Consider the following 16,251-nt stretch of genomic DNA (forward strand, 5'->3'; position numbering starts at 1 on the left):
TACCTTGCAAAGGTAACCAATTCCCAATATAAACCGATCCCTCACAAAAGATTTTTTATTGCAAGCCGCTTCCGCCCTTACCTTCGATCGGTCTCCGGAACAAGTCTACCGCCCTGCCCCCACCAGCGACCATGCCGTGCGTCAACGGGCAACCGAGGGTATAAACATATGTATACACGTGACGATACCCATGGAAAAAGCCTTGCAAGCCATGCCGAAACATCGTATCTTTGCATGCGGTAATCGGAAGGAAGTCTGGCCGGCAGACTTGGGGCTCTATCGTCGCGACCGTCAATAAGCAGCTCGCCCCCTCGACCGACCGAACCGAGTGAACATTTATCAATAATCCGCCGGGATACAGGTGTGGAGAGATCCGATGACAAGTCGTATACCTGTGGGGGACTCCTATACGAGTGGTGGGGCACAGGTCGTATACCTGTCGGATGGACCTCGAAACACAGCTTCCCGGCACAAATACCAGTAAAACAACATGGCATTTTATAAGAAAGTATTAAAAAAGATCAGCAACAAATGGTACCCGCAGTCGGTACTTGTAGGTAACCCCGTCGACACCGAGCAGATCGCCAAGCGTCTGTCAGCCGAGTCCACCGTGAGTCGGGCCGACGTCTATGCCGTGCTCATCGCCTTAGGTGGCGTGATGGGCGAGTATATGGCGCAAGGCAGATCGGTGAAACTCACCGGCATCGGCACGTTCTATTTCACAGCCACGTCGACCAAGAACGGTGTGGCCACAGAGAAAGAGGTCACCGCCAAACAAATCAATGGTGTGCGCGTGCGCTTCATCCCCGAAACACGGTTCCGCCCGGGTAGCGATCCCAACGTTCATCGTGTGGCCGTACGCAGTCTTTCCGACGTGAGGATCGACTGGGAAGAGTGGAAAGGCGTTGCTAAAAAGAAGAAGAAAGTCGGCGGCCCGGGGCATTGATCCCCGCCCCGAGGTCATGGCGGTAGCAGTCCTCCTCCCCACACTGCGCCGCGCCGCACCTCCGTGGGCACGATCCAAGATTGAAGAATCACAGGATCAACATGCCACAAACTCCCCTCCCCCATTGATCCTCTCCTCCCTTTCGCCTCGGCGAAACAGGAGCGAGCAACTCTTTTCATCAATCCCCGGCATGGAAACATGTCGGGGACTGTTTGTGATTTCCATCTTCTTTCCTCTCCTATCTGCCCCACGCTGCTAACAGATACTAAAATCAACATACAAGACCAACCACGATGTTAAAAGAAACAAAAATACAGCCACCGGAGAGAACAATGATTCGATATGTTTTCTATATTTGTAACATCCTTTTACGATACCTAAACAATAAGCAAATCTCGCCAGACACGATATAAAGAAATCATTATCAATCAGAAGAAGTCATGGAGGAAAGACAATGAAAAAACTACTATTGCTACTGCTTCTAACGATTCCCGCTCTTGCTTTCTCACAAAAGGAAGATATTCGGGTGGAGATCCATTTCCAGGGGAATACGTTCTACAAAGAATTCAGACCTTATGAATTCGTAGGCAACGTGGGCTACAACATCACCGACCGGTTTTTCGTCAATGCCAGAGGTGAGAGTACGATTGCCCTGTTCAAAATCAACGGGACCAAAGACTATTACACCAACGTGATGTATGGTGCGAACGTGGGCTATACGTTTCTGAAAGATGATCTCGGCAATTTTGACGTGCGCATCGGATTGGGAGACAATTTGCGCCGCAAACAAGACTGGAAGTATAACTACTACGATGCAGGCGTCTATATGCACTTGGGCAAAGCGAAGATAAAGCCCGACTTCGGCTTCGGCATCAGGCGTTATCACTCCAAAGGATCTCTGTTCAAAAGCTACACCAGGGTGTTTGTGGCCATCGGCCTCAGCTTTGGTGCATAGCTCCGAATCTCATCTCTCGCTCTCCGCGAAGAGATACACAAATCCCCCGGCACGGAAACGTGTCGGGGATTATTAGTCATAGCACTGCATTTTACACTTCCTGGTATAGCTGGCTACTTTTCGGTTAGCAGGCCTCACATGGAGCGTGGTTGCCTTTATGATTCTGATGATCAACCACTGTTTGAAGGTTTTGCTTTACATTCGGAACCCATAGGGATCAAGGCTGACTCTCGCCCTCGACATATTGTTCGAGGAACATATGCTCGCCGTCGAAGACAGCATAGGTGAATTGCCAAATCCAGTCGCCGAGGATCATCATTCGCGTCTTGCGCGACAACATCAGATCGAGTTCGATATGACGGTGACCATAGAGATAAAAGTCGACGTTGGCATGCGTTTTCATATAGTTCTTGGTGAACCGGATCAGATATTCCTTGTCCTCGCCGAGATAAGGTAACTCTTTCCCCTCGACGCGTTTCAGTGACTATGCTTGGCCCACGTCAACCCTAACCACATGCCCCAACGGGGATGCACGGCGTTGAAGAGTCGCTGACAGATGCGGTTATGGAAGATCTTCCGCAGCAGTTTGAAACGGTTATCAGGATCGCCCAGCCCGTCTCCGTGGGCCAGGAAGAACACCTTATCATAGATTTCGGTGGTGAACGGACGCGTGTGGACGATCAGTCCGCACTCCTCTTCCAGGTAGCCATAAGTCCAAATATCATGATTGCCGGTGAAGAAATGCACCTCAACACCCATATCAGTCAACTCGGATAGCTTGCCGAGGAATCGCGTATGGCCTTTCGGCACGACATAACGATACTCATTCCAGAAGTCGAACATATCGCCCAAGAGATAAATCGCTGCCGCCTTGTGTTTGATGCTATCGAGAAACCTCACCAGCCTGCGCTCTTGCATCCTTCCATGTTCAATGGCCAACGAACCGAGATGGGCATCGGAAAGAAAGTAAACCTGTTTCATTCAAACCCCAGTTCTACGCGTGCTTCTTCACTCATCATACTCTGATCCCATGCCGGTTCAAACACCAAATTGACATTGGCACTTTTGATATCATCGAGCGTCTCGATCTTGGTGCGCACATCATCAAGAATAAAGTCGGCTGCAGGGCAGGAAGGAGAAGTGAATGTCATATCAAGATCCACTGTCTGATCATCGTTGACATCCACTTTATAGATCATTCCCAAGTCCCAGATATTGACCGGAATCTCGGGGTCATATACAGTCTTGAGCACATCCACGATACGCTCTTCGATCTTTGTCTTTTCTTCTTGTGTCATCGCATTTTAATGTTTGTCTTGCAAATGTACACAAAATAATCCGTACTCACAAACGCCATGACGAGTGAACTATAACGACTCGCGAAGCTTCAAAAAAAAACATCTGGATGTTTTACTAAAAACGTCTGGATGTTTTATCGAAAACATCTGGACGTTTTTATCAAAATCACTAGACGTTTTCAATAGCTCATTTTTATGATCAGCACTACCGAGAGCGTACCGACAGAAAAATCATACGTACCAGCAATAGGGTTTTGCGAGATAATTTCAATCTAAAACAGCGTGCAGCAATGAATATTTGATATATTTAGCATTAACAAAAGTCGGATGCCGAAAAGACTACATGCCCCGACATCCGACTTGTATATTCGAATAAACAAGAAGAGACTTACAACCAAATAGTGCCAGATTCGGCGTCACCCGAAGTGATATATTTGGTGCAATAGTCGGTCAATGCCGCATCCCACGAAATATGGAATGCTTTCATGATCGCATGCAGCAAATTGTTGCCCACGGCATCGAAACTACCGTCGGGGTGTGCTTTGACATAGGCCGGCACATCGCTTAGCTGTAATGTTGTGGGAAATCCTTCGATATATTCCTCTTGATCGGCATAAGTTACGACCGGAATCGTGAAGTTGATATCCCAAGAAGCGATCTGAACTTGGCGAGACGAAGGACTGTAGAAGGGACTGAAACCACCGGTCTTGGGATCTTTCTTACCGCGGTTGTCATGCAGCAAACGAATGCGCAGATCCATTGTGGTACGATCTTTCAGGAATTTGATAGCACCTTTGAGGCCGATTGGATTAGTCAGTCCTGTGAGTGTGGCCCCCTTATGATATGTTTGATCCCATGGTGTGGTGTCCACATATTTATATTCTATATAGTCGGTGGTCTTCACGCCGGCCACAGCCGCATCGGTCATTAGGTTCTTCACGTTTTCAACGGTGAAGAAATGCTGGTGAATGGCATCCTGCCCGTTCTGAACAAACTCATGATTGATCATCTCACCCTTCGCATTATAATACTTGATAAACATCAAATAGATCGGCGCAGGATTGGGATCATCGGGCAAACTACCGTATTCATGTGATTTCAATACATAAAATTTGTCTTGACTTCCTTTTGCAAGTCCCCATCCTTTGCCCTCTTTGAGTTCATAAGTCACCTCTTGTATACGTTTCAGATACTTAGCCTTGCTCTCGGGATTCTGATGAGGGCCGCCCTTGGTCTCGATCTTATTCCAGGAGCCGTGCATGTGGCATTCCACCAACTGGATTGTAACCTTAGTAGGGTCTTCGTGGAGTTTGTTTTCAGGCTCATTATTCGGTTTGTCAGGCTCATTGCTGCAAGCAGTGAACGACACGGCAAACAGAGCTGCACCCAGCAGCACCAACACTGATGTTAATACGTTCTTTTTCATATTGTTCTGTTGTTTAAAATAATTATTTACTGTTATTTACTAAATCTTACCTGTTAACTTGTCTACTCATTTCCTTGTAAATTTCGTCAGAAAAACCACCCTATCGAGCATCGAATATCACGCCCCATATCGTGAGCATAATATCGTGAGCGGTTGGTATACTCTTTATATTCCTTGTTCAGAAGGTTATCCGCGGCAACCAATACACGAAATTTATTCGTTGCCGACACCTTCCAGTCGGCCCCGAGTTCAAATCCCCAAAGACCGTACGATGCCGGTGTGAAAGCAATCAGGTCGCTATCGGGATTGAAGCGTCTCTGCTTAAACACGAATCTATGCTTCAACTGCGCCCACGCATTGATACCACCGAGATGCAGTCCCGACCAAGTGACATCGTGATCAATACGCGCTGAGGGAATAAAGGGCAGATAATTGTGCGTCTTCTGTTCGTTAGCCCAAATGAGTCCCGACAACAAATGATATTCGATTTGTGCAACAGGACGAATCCTCATATCCAAATCGACACCGCGAAAGAAAGCATCCGTCTGCTTGTATCGGAACAAAGGATAAGCACCCGAGATAATGGTGATATACTGATGAGACGGTTCATCATAGATGTATCCGTTGATCCATTGCAAGTAACCATCAAGGCGCACATCGGCAAAAGTGCTCCGATAAACAACAGACGTAATCCATTTAGTGCTCTGCTCAGAGTGCATCGTGGAATCACCTACGACAAACATGCCTGACCCCAACTCGTTTCCATTGCTGTAAAGTTCATAAACATGTGGTGCACGCCATGCCAATCCGAGATTGGTTGTGAATTTCCAATGCTCCGAAGGACGATAATTCGCACCCAAATTATACGAGAAATTGCTGAAATTATGATGTCCGCCATAGCGTTTGCCCGTATAATCATATCCGGCTGCACGCGTCTGTTGGTTGTCGAAACGCACACCGGCTTCGGCATCCCACGTTCCATGTCGATACTTTTGTATGCCATAAATGCCAAGATCATATTCGGTGTAATTCGGAATGAGCGGCACCACTCCCGTACCGGCCTGATTCTTGTTGCGGATGTGCAAATAAGATGCGCCCGCCTCGGTGTTCCACCGATCACGACCAAGCGTCCATTTCAATTGGTTTTGGAATGAAGTGAGATCCATACTCACCGCCGGAATGTCCGAATGATTCATCCGCCGCATACGGTTTTCCTTACGATCGTCAGCCTGGAAAGCTGTTTGCCAAAAGAAGTTGCCATACTGCCCGCCATCGAAATACACTTTACCGATAGCCGTGTGATGGACAACATGCTGGAAAGGATAGGTGATATGCCGGGTATAAGGATCGATCTCAATCGGTCGCCCCAATGCGATGCGCTCTTTCAACAGGTCTTCACTACCCATCTGTGCACTCAACATCACGCCCAATTTGAGATTATACATACTGTAAAAGCCCTCCAACCGTAGTCGTTGATGACTGTAACCGAGTGTGGCCGAGAGGTCGTGCTCGCGATAACCTGTGTTGTTGAGCAGATAATGGGCCGTTTTTTGATCACCCGAATTGGAATAGGTGCCCTGCAAGCGCCACGCAATATCGCGACAGAGCGGCAGCGTTCCCTCGGCCTGAGCCACCGCTGAATAGCGTAATCCATTGCTCCCGTAGAGTGCACGGACATGTCCTGTTGTCTGCTCTTGTCCATAAGGCAGCCGTTTTTGCTCCATCACAATGATACCGCCGAGCGCTTCCGAACCGTATCTCACCGATTCCGCCCCCTTGATTACCTCTATCGAACTACTGCTGTTTTGGTCTATCTCAGGCGCATGATCAGCTCCCCATTGCTGGCCGGTCTGCCTTGCGCCGTTATTGACAATCAAGATACGATTGCCATACATACCGTTGATAACGGGTTTGGCCACTGTCGTTCCTGTCTGAATCGAACTCACACCGCTCACATGTTCCAAAAGTGAGGCAAGAGATTTGCCCATCGAGCGGTCGATCACATTCGAAGAGATCTTTTCGCTCACGCTATTCACACTCGCCTGGCGGCGTTCTCCCGTAACGACGATCTCTTTGAGCTGTTGTGCCTTGCTGAAAGCAGATTTTTTATTTTTCTTCTTCTGCGCAGTCTTGATCGTGTCGGTGTCTGCTGTCGGCATCTTGCGACATAGCTGTTTCTCATCACCTGTTGTGCACATAACGGCATAGCGGCAACAGACAGCAACAGAACGCATGCCACGCATCCGCAAAGCTGCAATGCATTATGCTTCATTTGTTTATAAATCTGAATGAGTTACAGTTGCAACTAACCGTTAATCACATGGCAAGTAACGGTCATGTGCACGACGATTTACCATGAGTTACGTTGCGTTTAACGGCTTTTCAGCAAGCCTGTAACATTTAATGAAAAAAAATTATTCGTAAATTCTCAGGCCGAAAAGGGCGGAGAATGACTGTTTATGGCATCAATATGTCGATAAACGGTCTGCGAAGTAATGATATAAGGGGTAATTACGGTGAAGCACAACAAAGGATGAAAGTCGGCGATTGCTACCGGCGAAGCTCATGAAAAGTGAAATCGCAGATCAAACAACTGCCTTTCACCGTCGCCCCGCCATCGTTTGCTGACACTGCAACAGTTTCATTTTCCTGTGCATGATGCAGATGTGCATCCTTGACAACATGCATCAGCACGAATGTTGCCAGCAACATCCACGCTAAAAACATTCTTCTATGTCGGTTGATACGCATCTTCCAATTCCTTGTATACAATAATTTCCCTTACCGATTCACCCGCATTCAAAGACAAGTCTTCATGAAATGAATCCAGCGCAAAGATAAGATTTTTATTGAGTAGTTCTTATTTCATTAGGCAGAGTTATTTAACATTAACGTTTGTTGTGCCATGAATTGCATACGTTTTCATCAAAAAATCACGATTTCTTACTTTCCGGTGGCCGTTTTCGTCAAAAACTGCAATTTATGTATTTCCCGGTGATCGCATCCTAAACACGAAAGTGCTTTGCAACAAACCGTTAATCATTCTACAACAAGTCATTACTTGGCGTGCAATTAAAGCCTTTTCGCACAGCATGTAAGCGTCGGATGAAAATAATCAAGGAGTATAGAGAATACGATTCGACTATAAATGCTCGTAGAAACGGTAGAGAGGAACAATAAACACAAATGAATTGCCCCCGGAAAACACGATCGTTTCGCCGGGGGCAACTATTAGAAATGAAATGTTGTGACGCTTTTATTCAGCCTTAGGCTCTTCTGCCGGCTTTGCTTGAGGTGCTTCCTCAACGGCTTCATTGGTCTTGAGAGCCTCTTCTGTAACAGAATCAGCAGCAGGTTTAGCAGCCGAACGACGACTACGACGCGTCTTCTTAGCCTCAGCCTTAGGCGTCTTAGCCATGTTCTCATCGAAGTCTACGAGTTCGATAAAAGCAAGTTGAGCTGCATCGCCTTGACGGAAACCGAGCTTGATGACGCGTGTATAACCTCCGGGACGATTGCCCACTTTGGCAGCAACTGCTTTAAACAACTCCGTTACGGCGTATTTGTTCTGCAAATAACGGAACACAACACGGCGTGAGTTGGTTGTATCGTCCTTAGAACGAGTTATCAAGGGCTCTACATACTTCTTCAAGGCTTTTGCCTTAGCGAGAGTCGTAGTGATTCTTTTGTGCATGATCAACGAGATTGCCATGTTAGCTAACATAGCGTCACGATGAGATGCAGTACGACCCAGATGGTTGAATTTCTTATTATGTCTCATTTTTGTCTCTTGTTAATTGTGGAAGAGGAGTAAGAAACTAAGGAAGTAAAGCCGTCATAAAAGTATTCTCACGACATCTTACTCATCATTTTCTACTTGCTCTTTCTCCTCTCCTACTTCATTTTACTCTTTGTCTAACTTATACTTTGATATGTCGGTTCCAAAAGACAGATTCAGACCCTCGAGCAAATCATCAAGCTCTGAGAGCGATTTCTTACCGAAATTGCGGAACTTTAAAAGGTCGGTCTTATTGTATTGCACCAAATCGCCAAGCGTCTCAACATCTGCAGCTTTCAGACAGTTGAGAGCACGGACACTCAGGTTCATGTCAACAAGCTTGGTCTTGAGCAATTGGCGCATGTGCAAAATCTCCTCATCAAACTCTTGGTTGTTCTCCTGTTCAGGACTCTCCATCGCGATCTTCTCGTCAGAGAACAGCATAAAGTGATAAATGAGGATCTTAGCAGCCTCTTTTAATGCGTCTTTCGGACTAATGGAACCATCCGTAGAAACTTCAAGAATCAACTTGTCGTAGTCGGTCTTTTGCTCGACACGATACGGCTCCACAGAATACTTGACGTTACGGATTGGGGTGTAGATAGAATCAATAGGAATGACGTTGACATCTGTGCAGAACTCACGATTCTCGTCAGCGGGTACATATCCGCGACCTTTATTGATGGTGAGATCAATCTGCATTGAGGATTTGGCATCTAAATGACAAATCACCAAATCAGGGTTTAACACTTCAAATCCAGTCAGATACTTAGCAATATCACCGGCTTTGAACTCTGTGAGTCCTTCCACGATAATACTAACTTTCTCATTCTCGAATTCTTCTACTACTTGCTTGAATCTTACTTGTTTCAAATTCAAGATAATATTGGTAACATCTTCCTTAACACCCGGCACTGAGGAAAACTCATGCTCAACCCCTCCGATACGAATCGTGTTGATGGCATAACCCTCAAGCGATGAAAGAAGAATGCGACGCAATGAGTTACCGATAGTAACACCGAATCCGGGTTCAAGCGGACGAAATTCGAACTTGCCAAATCGGTCATTGGCCTCCAACATTACAACTTTATCAGGTTTTTGAAATGCTAATATCGCCATTAATTCAATGATTTATTTAGAGTACAACTCAACGATTAACTGCTCCTTAATATTTTCGGGAATATCGGCACGTTCAGGCTTGTGCAAAAACTTGCCGCTCTTTGTATTCTCATCCCATTCAATCCAAGGATATTTGCTATGATTGAAGCCTGCTAATGCAGCTTCGATAACTTCGAGAGACTTCGCCTTCTCGCGCACACCAACAATTTGACCGGGTTTAACTGCATAAGAAGGGATATTAACTACTCGGCCATCGACAACAATATGCTTGTGGCCTACCAACTGACGTGCCGCAGCACGCGTCGGTGCAAGCCCAAGACGAAATACGACATTGTCAAGACGACATTCGAGATTCTGAAGAAGAATCTCACCAGTAATGCCATCGGCTTTCGCAGCCTTTGTAAACATATTACGGAACTGACGCTCAAGCACTCCATACGTGTACTTGGCTTTTTGCTTCTCTGCCAACATGACACCGTACTCAGACGTTTTCCTGCGTCGGTTATTGCCATGCTGTCCAGGAGGGAAGTTTCTCTTGGACAAAACTTTGTCCGCGCCGAAGATGGGTTCACCAAAACGACGCGCAATTTTAGATTTCGGACCTATATACCTTGCCATAATATTTAAATTTGATTGTTGATAATTATACACGACGACGCTTAGGAGGACGACAACCGTTGTGCGGTAATGGAGTTACGTCAACGATTTCAGTCACTTCAATGCCTGCACCGTGTACGGCACGAATAGCACTCTCACGACCATTACCAGGGCCTTTCACATAAGCTTTCACTTTACGAAGACCTAGATCGAAAGCCACTTTCGCGCAATCCTCGGCTGCTGTTTGGGCTGCATAAGGAGTGTTCTTCTTAGAACCACGAAAACCCATTTTACCTGCCGAAGACCAAGAAATCACTTGCCCCTCTGCATTTGTCAGAGATACGATGATATTGTTGAATGAGCTATGAACGTGAAGTTGCCCGATAGCATCAACTTTTACTACTCTTTTTTTAGATGTTGCTTGTTTCTTTGCCATAACTTTTTAGTTTAAAAGTTTTAAGTCTGCAAGTTTTAAGTAATGGAATTGCTGTTCCGTAACTCTCAACTTTCAACTCTCAACTAAATTTTATTTCGTAGCCTTCTTCTTATTAGCAACCGTCTTCTTCTTTCCCTTACGGGTGCGAGCATTATTCTTTGTACTCTGACCGCGAACCGGAAGACCGTTACGATGACGGATTCCACGATAGCATCCAATGTCCATCAGACGCTTGATATTCATCTGGACCTCTGAACGGAGATCACCTTCCACTTTGAATTCAGCGCCGATAATTTCACGGATTTTGGCTGCTTGATCGTCAGTCCACTCGTTGACCTTCAAGTCGCGGCTTACGCCGGCCTTGTCCAATATCTTTGCTGAACTACTTCGACCTATTCCATAGATATAGGTCAATGCGATTTCGCCACGCTTATTCTGGGGCAAATCTACTCCAACAATTCTTATTGCCATTGTTAATAAAATAAATGAATTAAATCGATTAAACTTCTTTTGTTCAATGACGGTATCAGACAGCAAGTCTGATACGCCATCACTTAGCCCTGGCGTAATTTGTACTTAGGGTTTTTTTTGTTGATAACAAACAACCGACCCTTACGACGAACGATCTTACAGTCGGGGGTTCGTTTCTTTAATGATGCTCTTGTCTTCATATCTTTACTTGATTATTTGTATCGGAAAACGATTCTGCCCTTGGTCAAGTCATACGGACTCATCTCTACTTTCACCTTATCGCCGGGCAGGATTTTGATGTAGTGCATTCTCATCTTACCCGAAATATGTGCTATGATCTGAACGCCATTTTCAAGTTCTACACGAAACATCGCATTCGAAAGTGACTCGATGATTGTTCCGTCCTGCTCTATTGCGGATTGCTTTGCCATAATTAATATAGTGTTCCTTCTAACTGTTCTATTTCTTCAAACGTTGATAAAATCTCTGCTTCACCCTCACGAATGGCAATCGTGTGTTCGAAATGTGCTGCTGGTTTGCCGTCACGTGTTTTGATTGTCCACCGATCAGGCATCAACACGATATGTCGATCACCTGCTGTAATCATCGGTTCGATAGCAATACACATTCCGGCTTTCATGATCACACTGCTATTTCCCGTGTCATAATTTGGTACTTGCGGTGCTTCATGCATCTCTTTTCCAATCCCATGACCTGTAAGTTCACGAACCACTCCATAACCTTGCTTTTCGCAATACCGTTGAATGGATTGTCCTATACCGTTAATCGGACGACCAGAAACGGCATTTCGGATTCCGATATACAGTGATTCTTTCGTCGTCTTCAACAACCGCTTAATTTCAGGACTGACTTCGCCGACACAGAATGTGTAACAACTGTCACCGTTATATCCGTCAAGCAATGTTCCACAGTCGATCGAAATAATATCGCCATCTTTCAATATGGTTTTATCGTCAGGAATTCCGTGGACAACAACATCGTTAACAGATGTGCAGATACTTGCCGGGAATGGGTCCCCAAAAGGATTCGGAAAATTCTTAAACGTTGGAATTGCTCCGTGATCACGGATAAACTCTTCAGCAATCCGATCCAATTGCAGTGTCGTAACACCGGGTTTTACGTTCTTGGCTAACTCGGCCAGTGTTTTACTCACCAGCCGATTAGCCTTAAACATTAATTCAATTTCATCTTCTGTTTTCAGAAATATCTCCATCCGACAGAATTAACTTAATAAGCAGAGACTGCTCCGCTGCGGGTATGTCCAGAATTGAGCAATCCGTCGTAATGACGCATCAATAGGTGACTCTCAATCTGTTGGAGCGTGTCGATCACAACGCCGACCAAAATCAATAGCGACGTTCCTCCAAAGAATTGAGAGAATGCCTGCTGCACATTCAACAATCCCGCCAAAGCAGGCATAATTGCGATGAACGCAATGAACAGAGATCCGGGGAAAGTGATGCGAGTCATGACAGTATCAATATACTCTGCTGTGTCTTTTCCTGGCTTAACACCAGGAATAAAACCATTATTCCGCTTCATGTCTTCTGCCATTTGCGTCGGATTCAACGTGATAGCCGTATAGAAATATGTAAAGGCGATAACCAAGATTACATATACTATATTGTAGAGCAAGCTCCTATTATCCATCAAGGATTGTACGACCCAACTCGTATTTTCCGATTGATACCGAACGACTGCCAATGGAATGAACATCAATGCTTGTGCAAAGATAATTGGCATCACATTAGCTGCGAAAAGTTTCAACGGTATATACTGACGGGCACCACCATATTGTTTGTTTCCAACCAGACGTTTGGCGTATTGCACAGGTATCTTGCGTGTACCTTGTACCAAGAGAATCGATGCACATACAACGGCATAGAGAATGAGAATCTCAACGATAAACATCACGAGTCCACCACCGGAGATAGCAGTGAATCTCGATCCCACTTCCTGTACGAAAGCCTGGGGAAGTCGGGCGATGATACCAATCATAATGATTAAAGAGACTCCATTTCCGATTCCTTTATCCGTTATGCGCTCTCCCAACCAAAGGATGAACATACTACCTGCCGCAAGAATGATCGTTGCCGGAATGATAAAGACCGACCAAGAAATACCGGAAGCCAATGCCTGACCTGCCTGCATTTTGAGGTTTAACAGGTAAGACGGAGCCTGGAACAACAAAATAAATACTGTCAGGATACGTGTATACCAGTTGATCTTCTTTCGTCCGCTCTCACCTTCACGCTGCATCTTCTGGAAATAAGGCACAGCCATGGCAAGGAGTTGCATAACGATGGAAGCCGAGATGTAAGGCATAATTCCTAATGCAAAGATAGATGCATTGGAAAATGCACCACCGGAGAACATATCCAGAAGCGACATAAGACCGCCGGAGGTTTGCGACTGCAACTTCTCCAACATACTCGGGTTGATTCCGGGAAGTACGACAAAGGAACCGAAGCGGTATATTGCCACAAAAAGAAAGGTGATGAGGAGCCGCTGACGCAGATCCTCTATCTTCCAACAGTTCTTCAGTGTCTCGATAAATTTTCTCATCACTTAGATTATTGTTGTGTTACCACCTACTGCCTTGATTGCTTCTTCGGCAGTCTTAGAGAATGCATTGGCCTCTACTTCGAGCTTTGCTTTCAACTCACCGTTGCCCAAGATCTTAACAAGTTGTTTACCATTGATCAGCCCTGCTTCTTTCAATTCTGCAAGTCCAATCTTTGTAAGATTCTTTGCGTCGGCCAAAGTTTGAAGTGTAGACAAGTTCACTGCAAAATATTCCTTATGGTTGATATTCTTAAAACCTGCTTTCGGAACACGGCGTTGCAGAGGCATCTGACCGCCTTCAAAACCAATCTTTCTCTTATAACCGGACCGAGCCTTTGCTCCTTTATGACCACGGGTAGAAGTCCCACCGAGTCCAGAGCCTGTACCTCGACCTATGCGACGGCGCGAATGCGTAGAGCCAACAGCTGGTTTCAAATTATTTAGTTTCATCATTCTTGTTTAAAAAGATTAATTATTCAACTATGTTTACCAGATGGTGAACCTTACGCACCATACCGCGGATGCTGGGAGTATCTTCAACCTCAACAACCTGAGAAATCTTATGAAGTCCCAAAGCCAAGAGCGTACGCTTTTGATCAATCGGGGCACCGATTCTACTCTTAATCTGCTTGATCTTAATTGTTGCCATTGTATGTCCTTCCATTAACCATTGAATACTTTTTCCATGCTAATACCACGCACACCTGCAATCGTATAGGCATCTCGTAACTGATCCAAAGCTTCAATTGTTGCTTTCACCAAGTTATGAGGATTGGCTGATCCCTTAGATTTTGCAATCACATCATTTACGCCAACAGTTTCCAAGACAGCACGCATAGCACCGCCGGCTTTCAATCCTGTACCGGCAGCAGCAGGCTTCAACAGGACATGCGCACCGCTGAATGTAGCCTCGATCTCATGCGGAATCGTTCCTTTGAGAACCGGAACTTTTACCAAATTCTTCTTAGCAGCCTCAACGCCTTTGGCGATAGCAGCTGTCACCTCACCGGCCTTTCCTAAGCCATAGCCGATAACACCATTACCATCACCAACAACGACGATAGCAGCGAATGTAAATGTACGGCCTCCCTTGGTAACTTTCGTTACACGGTTGATAGCAACCAAGCGATCTTTCAATTCAGAGTCACTAGTTATTCTTACTTTATTCATTGCCATAATCGTTTAAAATTTAAGACCTCCTTGACGTGCTGCATCGGCCAAGCCTTTCACACGTCCGTGATACAAGTAACCATTACGATCGAAGACCACCGTCGTAACGCCTGCAGCTTGTGCATTCTTTGCTACCAGCTCGCCGACTTTCTCAGCCTGCTGAATCTTCGGCATTGCTCCATTCCAAGGGAAGAAGCCGATGCAAGCGTGGTTCCAGTCTCATCATTAATTACTTGTGCATAAATCTGTTTGTTACTGCGGAATACGCTCAAACGAGGACGCTCAGCAGTACCATTTACGCTTTTACGAATTCTGAACTTTATTTTGATTCGTCTTTCTACTTTCTTTGTTGTCATAATTTCTAAATAAAATTGAAGTTACTTAGCATTACTTAGCTGCAGCCGTCTTACCAGACTTTCTGCGAATAACCTCACCCTTAAACAGAATTCCTTTTCCTTTGTAAGGTTCAGGCATACGGAAAGAACGAATTTTAGCACAGATGAGCCCTAACAACTGCTTATCACAAGACTCGATTGTTATGGTTGGATTCTGGTTTCTTTCAGACTTCGTTTCCACTTTCACTTCTTTCGGAAGTTGAATGAAAATAGGGTGTGTATAGCCAAGAGAGAACTCGACTAAGTTTCCTTGGTTTGAAACGCGATAACCGACACCGACAAGCTCCATCGTCTTTTGATAACCTTCGCTTACACCGATAACCATATTGTTGACCAAAGAACGGTACAAGCCATGGAATGCCTGCTTTTGCTTTGTGCTTACAGGGCTATTCTCATCAATTTCGAAAGTAATCAGGTTTCCCTCTACATTCATTTTAATAGATGAGTCAACGGCTTGTGAGAGTTCTCCCTTAGGACCTTTCACAGTGACAACACCATTGTTCTGAGCAACAGTAACACCTGCGGGAATACTAATTGGCAATTTTCCTATTCTTGACATATTCAATCCTCCAATTAATAAACGTAGCAAAGAACCTCACCACCGATCTTCAAGTCGGCAGCTTCCTTGTTTGTCATTACACCTTTGGATGTAGATAAAATCGCGATACCTAATCCATTAATTACTCTCGGCATATCTTTATAACCGGTATACTTGCGGAGACCGGGGGTAGATACACGCTTTAAATTCTTGATCGCATTGACCTTCGTCGCCGGATCATACTTCAAAGCAACTTTGATTGTACCTTGTGGCCCATCTTCAATGAACTTATAGTTCAGAATATAGCCTTTCTCAAAGAGGATTTTAGTAATCTCTTTCTTCAAGTTCGACGCAGGAACCTCTACAACACGATGATGTGCCATAATCGCATTTCTGAGTCTTGTCAGATAATCTGCTATTGGATCTGTCATAAATTATAAATGTTTAATTAATCGGGACTACCCCGACAATATTAAAAAAGTTATCTATCAAAGGATTGGCGGCTTACAGTCGAAAGATGAAATCAGAACAGCGAT

General features: G+C 45.2%; 21 protein-coding genes and 2 pseudogenes. 3 read left to right on the forward strand and 20 right to left on the reverse strand.

The genetic code is table 11. The features are described from left to right. Nucleotides 1–58 precede the first annotated feature (58 nt). From JCM12259_RS01185 to JCM12259_RS01195, 3 genes are all read left to right on the forward strand, one after another. Nucleotides 59–298 (forward strand): hypothetical protein, encoded by a 240-nt coding sequence (locus tag JCM12259_RS01185; RefSeq protein WP_025065112.1) that lies wholly within the window; start codon nt 59–61, stop codon nt 296–298. Between the two features lie 192 nt (nt 299–490). Beyond that, nucleotides 491–946: an HU family DNA-binding protein gene (locus JCM12259_RS01190; RefSeq protein WP_025065113.1), complete on the forward strand. Its 456-nt coding sequence runs from the start codon at nt 491–493 to the stop codon at nt 944–946. Between the two features lie 454 nt (nt 947–1,400). After that, nucleotides 1,401–1,901: a hypothetical protein gene (locus JCM12259_RS01195; RefSeq protein ID WP_025065114.1), complete on the forward strand. Its 501-nt coding sequence runs from the start codon at nt 1,401–1,403 to the stop codon at nt 1,899–1,901. A gap of 217 nt (nt 1,902–2,118) precedes the next feature. Here the strand turns inward: JCM12259_RS01195 and JCM12259_RS13095 are convergent. From JCM12259_RS13095 to rpsH, 20 genes and pseudogenes are all read right to left on the reverse strand, one after another. Then, a pseudogene (locus JCM12259_RS13095) lies at nt 2,119–2,882 on the reverse strand (UDP-2,3-diacylglucosamine diphosphatase). After that, nucleotides 2,879–3,199 carry a metal-sulfur cluster assembly factor gene (locus tag JCM12259_RS01205; RefSeq protein ID WP_025065115.1) on the reverse strand — a complete coding sequence of 107 codons (321 nt, stop codon included), beginning with the start codon at nt 3,197–3,199 and terminating at the stop codon, nt 2,879–2,881. Before JCM12259_RS01205 ends, JCM12259_RS13095 begins: the two are co-directional and overlap by 4 nt. Before the next feature lie 388 nt (nt 3,200–3,587). Further along, a complete protein-coding gene (locus JCM12259_RS01210; protein ID WP_025065116.1) occupies nt 3,588–4,625 on the reverse strand; it encodes a hypothetical protein in 1,038 nt (345 codons plus the stop codon). Between the two features lie 86 nt (nt 4,626–4,711). Continuing rightward, nucleotides 4,712–6,823: a TonB-dependent receptor gene (locus JCM12259_RS01215; RefSeq protein ID WP_234396500.1), complete on the reverse strand. Its 2,112-nt coding sequence runs from the start codon at nt 6,821–6,823 to the stop codon at nt 4,712–4,714. A gap of 352 nt (nt 6,824–7,175) precedes the next feature. Next, entirely contained in the window at nt 7,176–7,376 is a 201-nt protein-coding gene (locus JCM12259_RS17000) for a hypothetical protein (RefSeq protein WP_234396501.1), read from the reverse strand. A 505-nt stretch (nt 7,377–7,881) separates the two neighbouring features. Beyond that, nucleotides 7,882–8,406, reverse strand: coding sequence for a 50S ribosomal protein L17 (gene rplQ, locus JCM12259_RS01225; protein ID WP_025065118.1), 525 nt, complete (start codon nt 8,404–8,406; stop codon nt 7,882–7,884). A 123-nt stretch (nt 8,407–8,529) separates the two neighbouring features. Continuing rightward, entirely contained in the window at nt 8,530–9,522 is a 993-nt protein-coding gene (locus tag JCM12259_RS01230; RefSeq protein WP_025065119.1) for a DNA-directed RNA polymerase subunit alpha, read from the reverse strand. A gap of 12 nt (nt 9,523–9,534) precedes the next feature. Beyond that, nucleotides 9,535–10,140, reverse strand: coding sequence for a 30S ribosomal protein S4 (gene rpsD / locus JCM12259_RS01235; RefSeq protein WP_025065120.1), 606 nt, complete (start codon nt 10,138–10,140; stop codon nt 9,535–9,537). Nucleotides 10,141–10,165: 25 nt separating this feature from the next. Continuing rightward, nucleotides 10,166–10,555 (reverse strand): 30S ribosomal protein S11, encoded by a 390-nt coding sequence (gene rpsK / locus JCM12259_RS01240; protein WP_024991657.1) that lies wholly within the window; start codon nt 10,553–10,555, stop codon nt 10,166–10,168. Nucleotides 10,556–10,645: 90 nt separating this feature from the next. Further along, nucleotides 10,646–11,026, reverse strand: coding sequence for a 30S ribosomal protein S13 (gene rpsM, locus JCM12259_RS01245; RefSeq protein WP_025065121.1), 381 nt, complete (start codon nt 11,024–11,026; stop codon nt 10,646–10,648). A gap of 83 nt (nt 11,027–11,109) precedes the next feature. Then, nucleotides 11,110–11,226 (reverse strand): 50S ribosomal protein L36, encoded by a 117-nt coding sequence (rpmJ, locus tag JCM12259_RS15965; RefSeq protein WP_006950529.1) that lies wholly within the window; start codon nt 11,224–11,226, stop codon nt 11,110–11,112. A 12-nt stretch (nt 11,227–11,238) separates the two neighbouring features. Further along, entirely contained in the window at nt 11,239–11,457 is a 219-nt protein-coding gene (gene infA, locus JCM12259_RS01250; RefSeq protein WP_004369550.1) for a translation initiation factor IF-1, read from the reverse strand. A gap of 2 nt (nt 11,458–11,459) precedes the next feature. Continuing rightward, a complete protein-coding gene (map, locus tag JCM12259_RS01255; RefSeq protein ID WP_025065122.1) occupies nt 11,460–12,260 on the reverse strand; it encodes a type I methionyl aminopeptidase in 801 nt (266 codons plus the stop codon). 14 nt (nt 12,261–12,274) lie between these two features. Then, nucleotides 12,275–13,612: a preprotein translocase subunit SecY gene (gene secY, locus JCM12259_RS01260; protein ID WP_025065123.1), complete on the reverse strand. Its 1,338-nt coding sequence runs from the start codon at nt 13,610–13,612 to the stop codon at nt 12,275–12,277. A 3-nt stretch (nt 13,613–13,615) separates the two neighbouring features. Further along, nucleotides 13,616–14,062 (reverse strand): 50S ribosomal protein L15, encoded by a 447-nt coding sequence (gene rplO, locus JCM12259_RS01265; protein WP_025065124.1) that lies wholly within the window; start codon nt 14,060–14,062, stop codon nt 13,616–13,618. Nucleotides 14,063–14,084: 22 nt separating this feature from the next. Continuing rightward, nucleotides 14,085–14,261 carry a 50S ribosomal protein L30 gene (gene rpmD / locus JCM12259_RS01270; RefSeq protein ID WP_025065125.1) on the reverse strand — a complete coding sequence of 59 codons (177 nt, stop codon included), beginning with the start codon at nt 14,259–14,261 and terminating at the stop codon, nt 14,085–14,087. A gap of 14 nt (nt 14,262–14,275) precedes the next feature. Next, nucleotides 14,276–14,788, reverse strand: a complete 513-nt coding sequence (rpsE, locus tag JCM12259_RS01275; protein WP_025065126.1) for a 30S ribosomal protein S5 — start codon at nt 14,786–14,788, stop codon at nt 14,276–14,278. Nucleotides 14,789–14,794: 6 nt separating this feature from the next. Continuing rightward, a pseudogene (gene rplR / locus JCM12259_RS01280) lies at nt 14,795–15,138 on the reverse strand (50S ribosomal protein L18). A 31-nt stretch (nt 15,139–15,169) separates the two neighbouring features. Beyond that, a complete protein-coding gene (rplF, locus tag JCM12259_RS01285) occupies nt 15,170–15,736 on the reverse strand; it encodes a 50S ribosomal protein L6 (RefSeq protein ID WP_025065128.1) in 567 nt (188 codons plus the stop codon). A 14-nt stretch (nt 15,737–15,750) separates the two neighbouring features. Continuing rightward, nucleotides 15,751–16,146 carry a 30S ribosomal protein S8 gene (gene rpsH / locus JCM12259_RS01290; protein WP_025065129.1) on the reverse strand — a complete coding sequence of 132 codons (396 nt, stop codon included), beginning with the start codon at nt 16,144–16,146 and terminating at the stop codon, nt 15,751–15,753. Nucleotides 16,147–16,251: the final 105 nt, after the last annotated feature.

The organism is Hoylesella enoeca JCM 12259 (assembly GCF_000613405.1).
GTDB lineage: Bacteria > Bacteroidota > Bacteroidia > Bacteroidales > Bacteroidaceae > Prevotella > Prevotella enoeca.

Bases quoted from the DNA above. Each gene is read 5' to 3' on its own strand.
- JCM12259_RS01210 (WP_025065116.1), bottom strand. From the start codon at position 4,625: ATGAAAAAGAACGTATTAACATCAGTGTTGGTGCTGCTGGGTGCAGCT.
- rpsD (WP_025065120.1), bottom strand. From the start codon at position 10,140: ATGGCAAGGTATATAGGTCCGAAATCTAAAATTGCGCGTCGTTTTGGT.
- rpmJ (WP_006950529.1), bottom strand. From the start codon at position 11,226: ATGAAGACAAGAGCATCATTAAAGAAACGAACCCCCGACTGTAAGATC.
- JCM12259_RS17000 (WP_234396501.1), bottom strand. From the start codon at position 7,376: ATGCGTATCAACCGACATAGAAGAATGTTTTTAGCGTGGATGTTGCTG.
- secY (WP_025065123.1), bottom strand. From the start codon at position 13,612: ATGAGAAAATTTATCGAGACACTGAAGAACTGTTGGAAGATAGAGGAT.
- rpsE (WP_025065126.1), bottom strand. From the start codon at position 14,788: ATGGCAATGAATAAAGTAAGAATAACTAGTGACTCTGAATTGAAAGAT.
- rplF (WP_025065128.1), bottom strand. From the start codon at position 15,736: ATGTCAAGAATAGGAAAATTGCCAATTAGTATTCCCGCAGGTGTTACT.
- JCM12259_RS01215 (WP_234396500.1), bottom strand. From the start codon at position 6,823: ATGTGCACAACAGGTGATGAGAAACAGCTATGTCGCAAGATGCCGACA.
- infA (WP_004369550.1), bottom strand. From the start codon at position 11,457: ATGGCAAAGCAATCCGCAATAGAGCAGGACGGAACAATCATCGAGTCA.
- rplO (WP_025065124.1), bottom strand. From the start codon at position 14,062: ATGAAACTAAATAATTTGAAACCAGCTGTTGGCTCTACGCATTCGCGC.
- rpsH (WP_025065129.1), bottom strand. From the start codon at position 16,146: ATGACAGATCCAATAGCAGATTATCTGACAAGACTCAGAAATGCGATT.
- JCM12259_RS01195 (WP_025065114.1), top strand. From the start codon at position 1,401: ATGAAAAAACTACTATTGCTACTGCTTCTAACGATTCCCGCTCTTGCT.
- rpmD (WP_025065125.1), bottom strand. From the start codon at position 14,261: ATGGCAACAATTAAGATCAAGCAGATTAAGAGTAGAATCGGTGCCCCG.
- JCM12259_RS01205 (WP_025065115.1), bottom strand. From the start codon at position 3,199: ATGACACAAGAAGAAAAGACAAAGATCGAAGAGCGTATCGTGGATGTG.
- rpsK (WP_024991657.1), bottom strand. From the start codon at position 10,555: ATGGCAAAGAAACAAGCAACATCTAAAAAAAGAGTAGTAAAAGTTGAT.
- rpsM (WP_025065121.1), bottom strand. From the start codon at position 11,026: ATGGCAATAAGAATTGTTGGAGTAGATTTGCCCCAGAATAAGCGTGGC.
- map (WP_025065122.1), bottom strand. From the start codon at position 12,260: ATGGAGATATTTCTGAAAACAGAAGATGAAATTGAATTAATGTTTAAG.
- JCM12259_RS01230 (WP_025065119.1), bottom strand. From the start codon at position 9,522: ATGGCGATATTAGCATTTCAAAAACCTGATAAAGTTGTAATGTTGGAG.
- rplQ (WP_025065118.1), bottom strand. From the start codon at position 8,406: ATGAGACATAATAAGAAATTCAACCATCTGGGTCGTACTGCATCTCAT.
- JCM12259_RS01190 (WP_025065113.1), top strand. From the start codon at position 491: ATGGCATTTTATAAGAAAGTATTAAAAAAGATCAGCAACAAATGGTAC.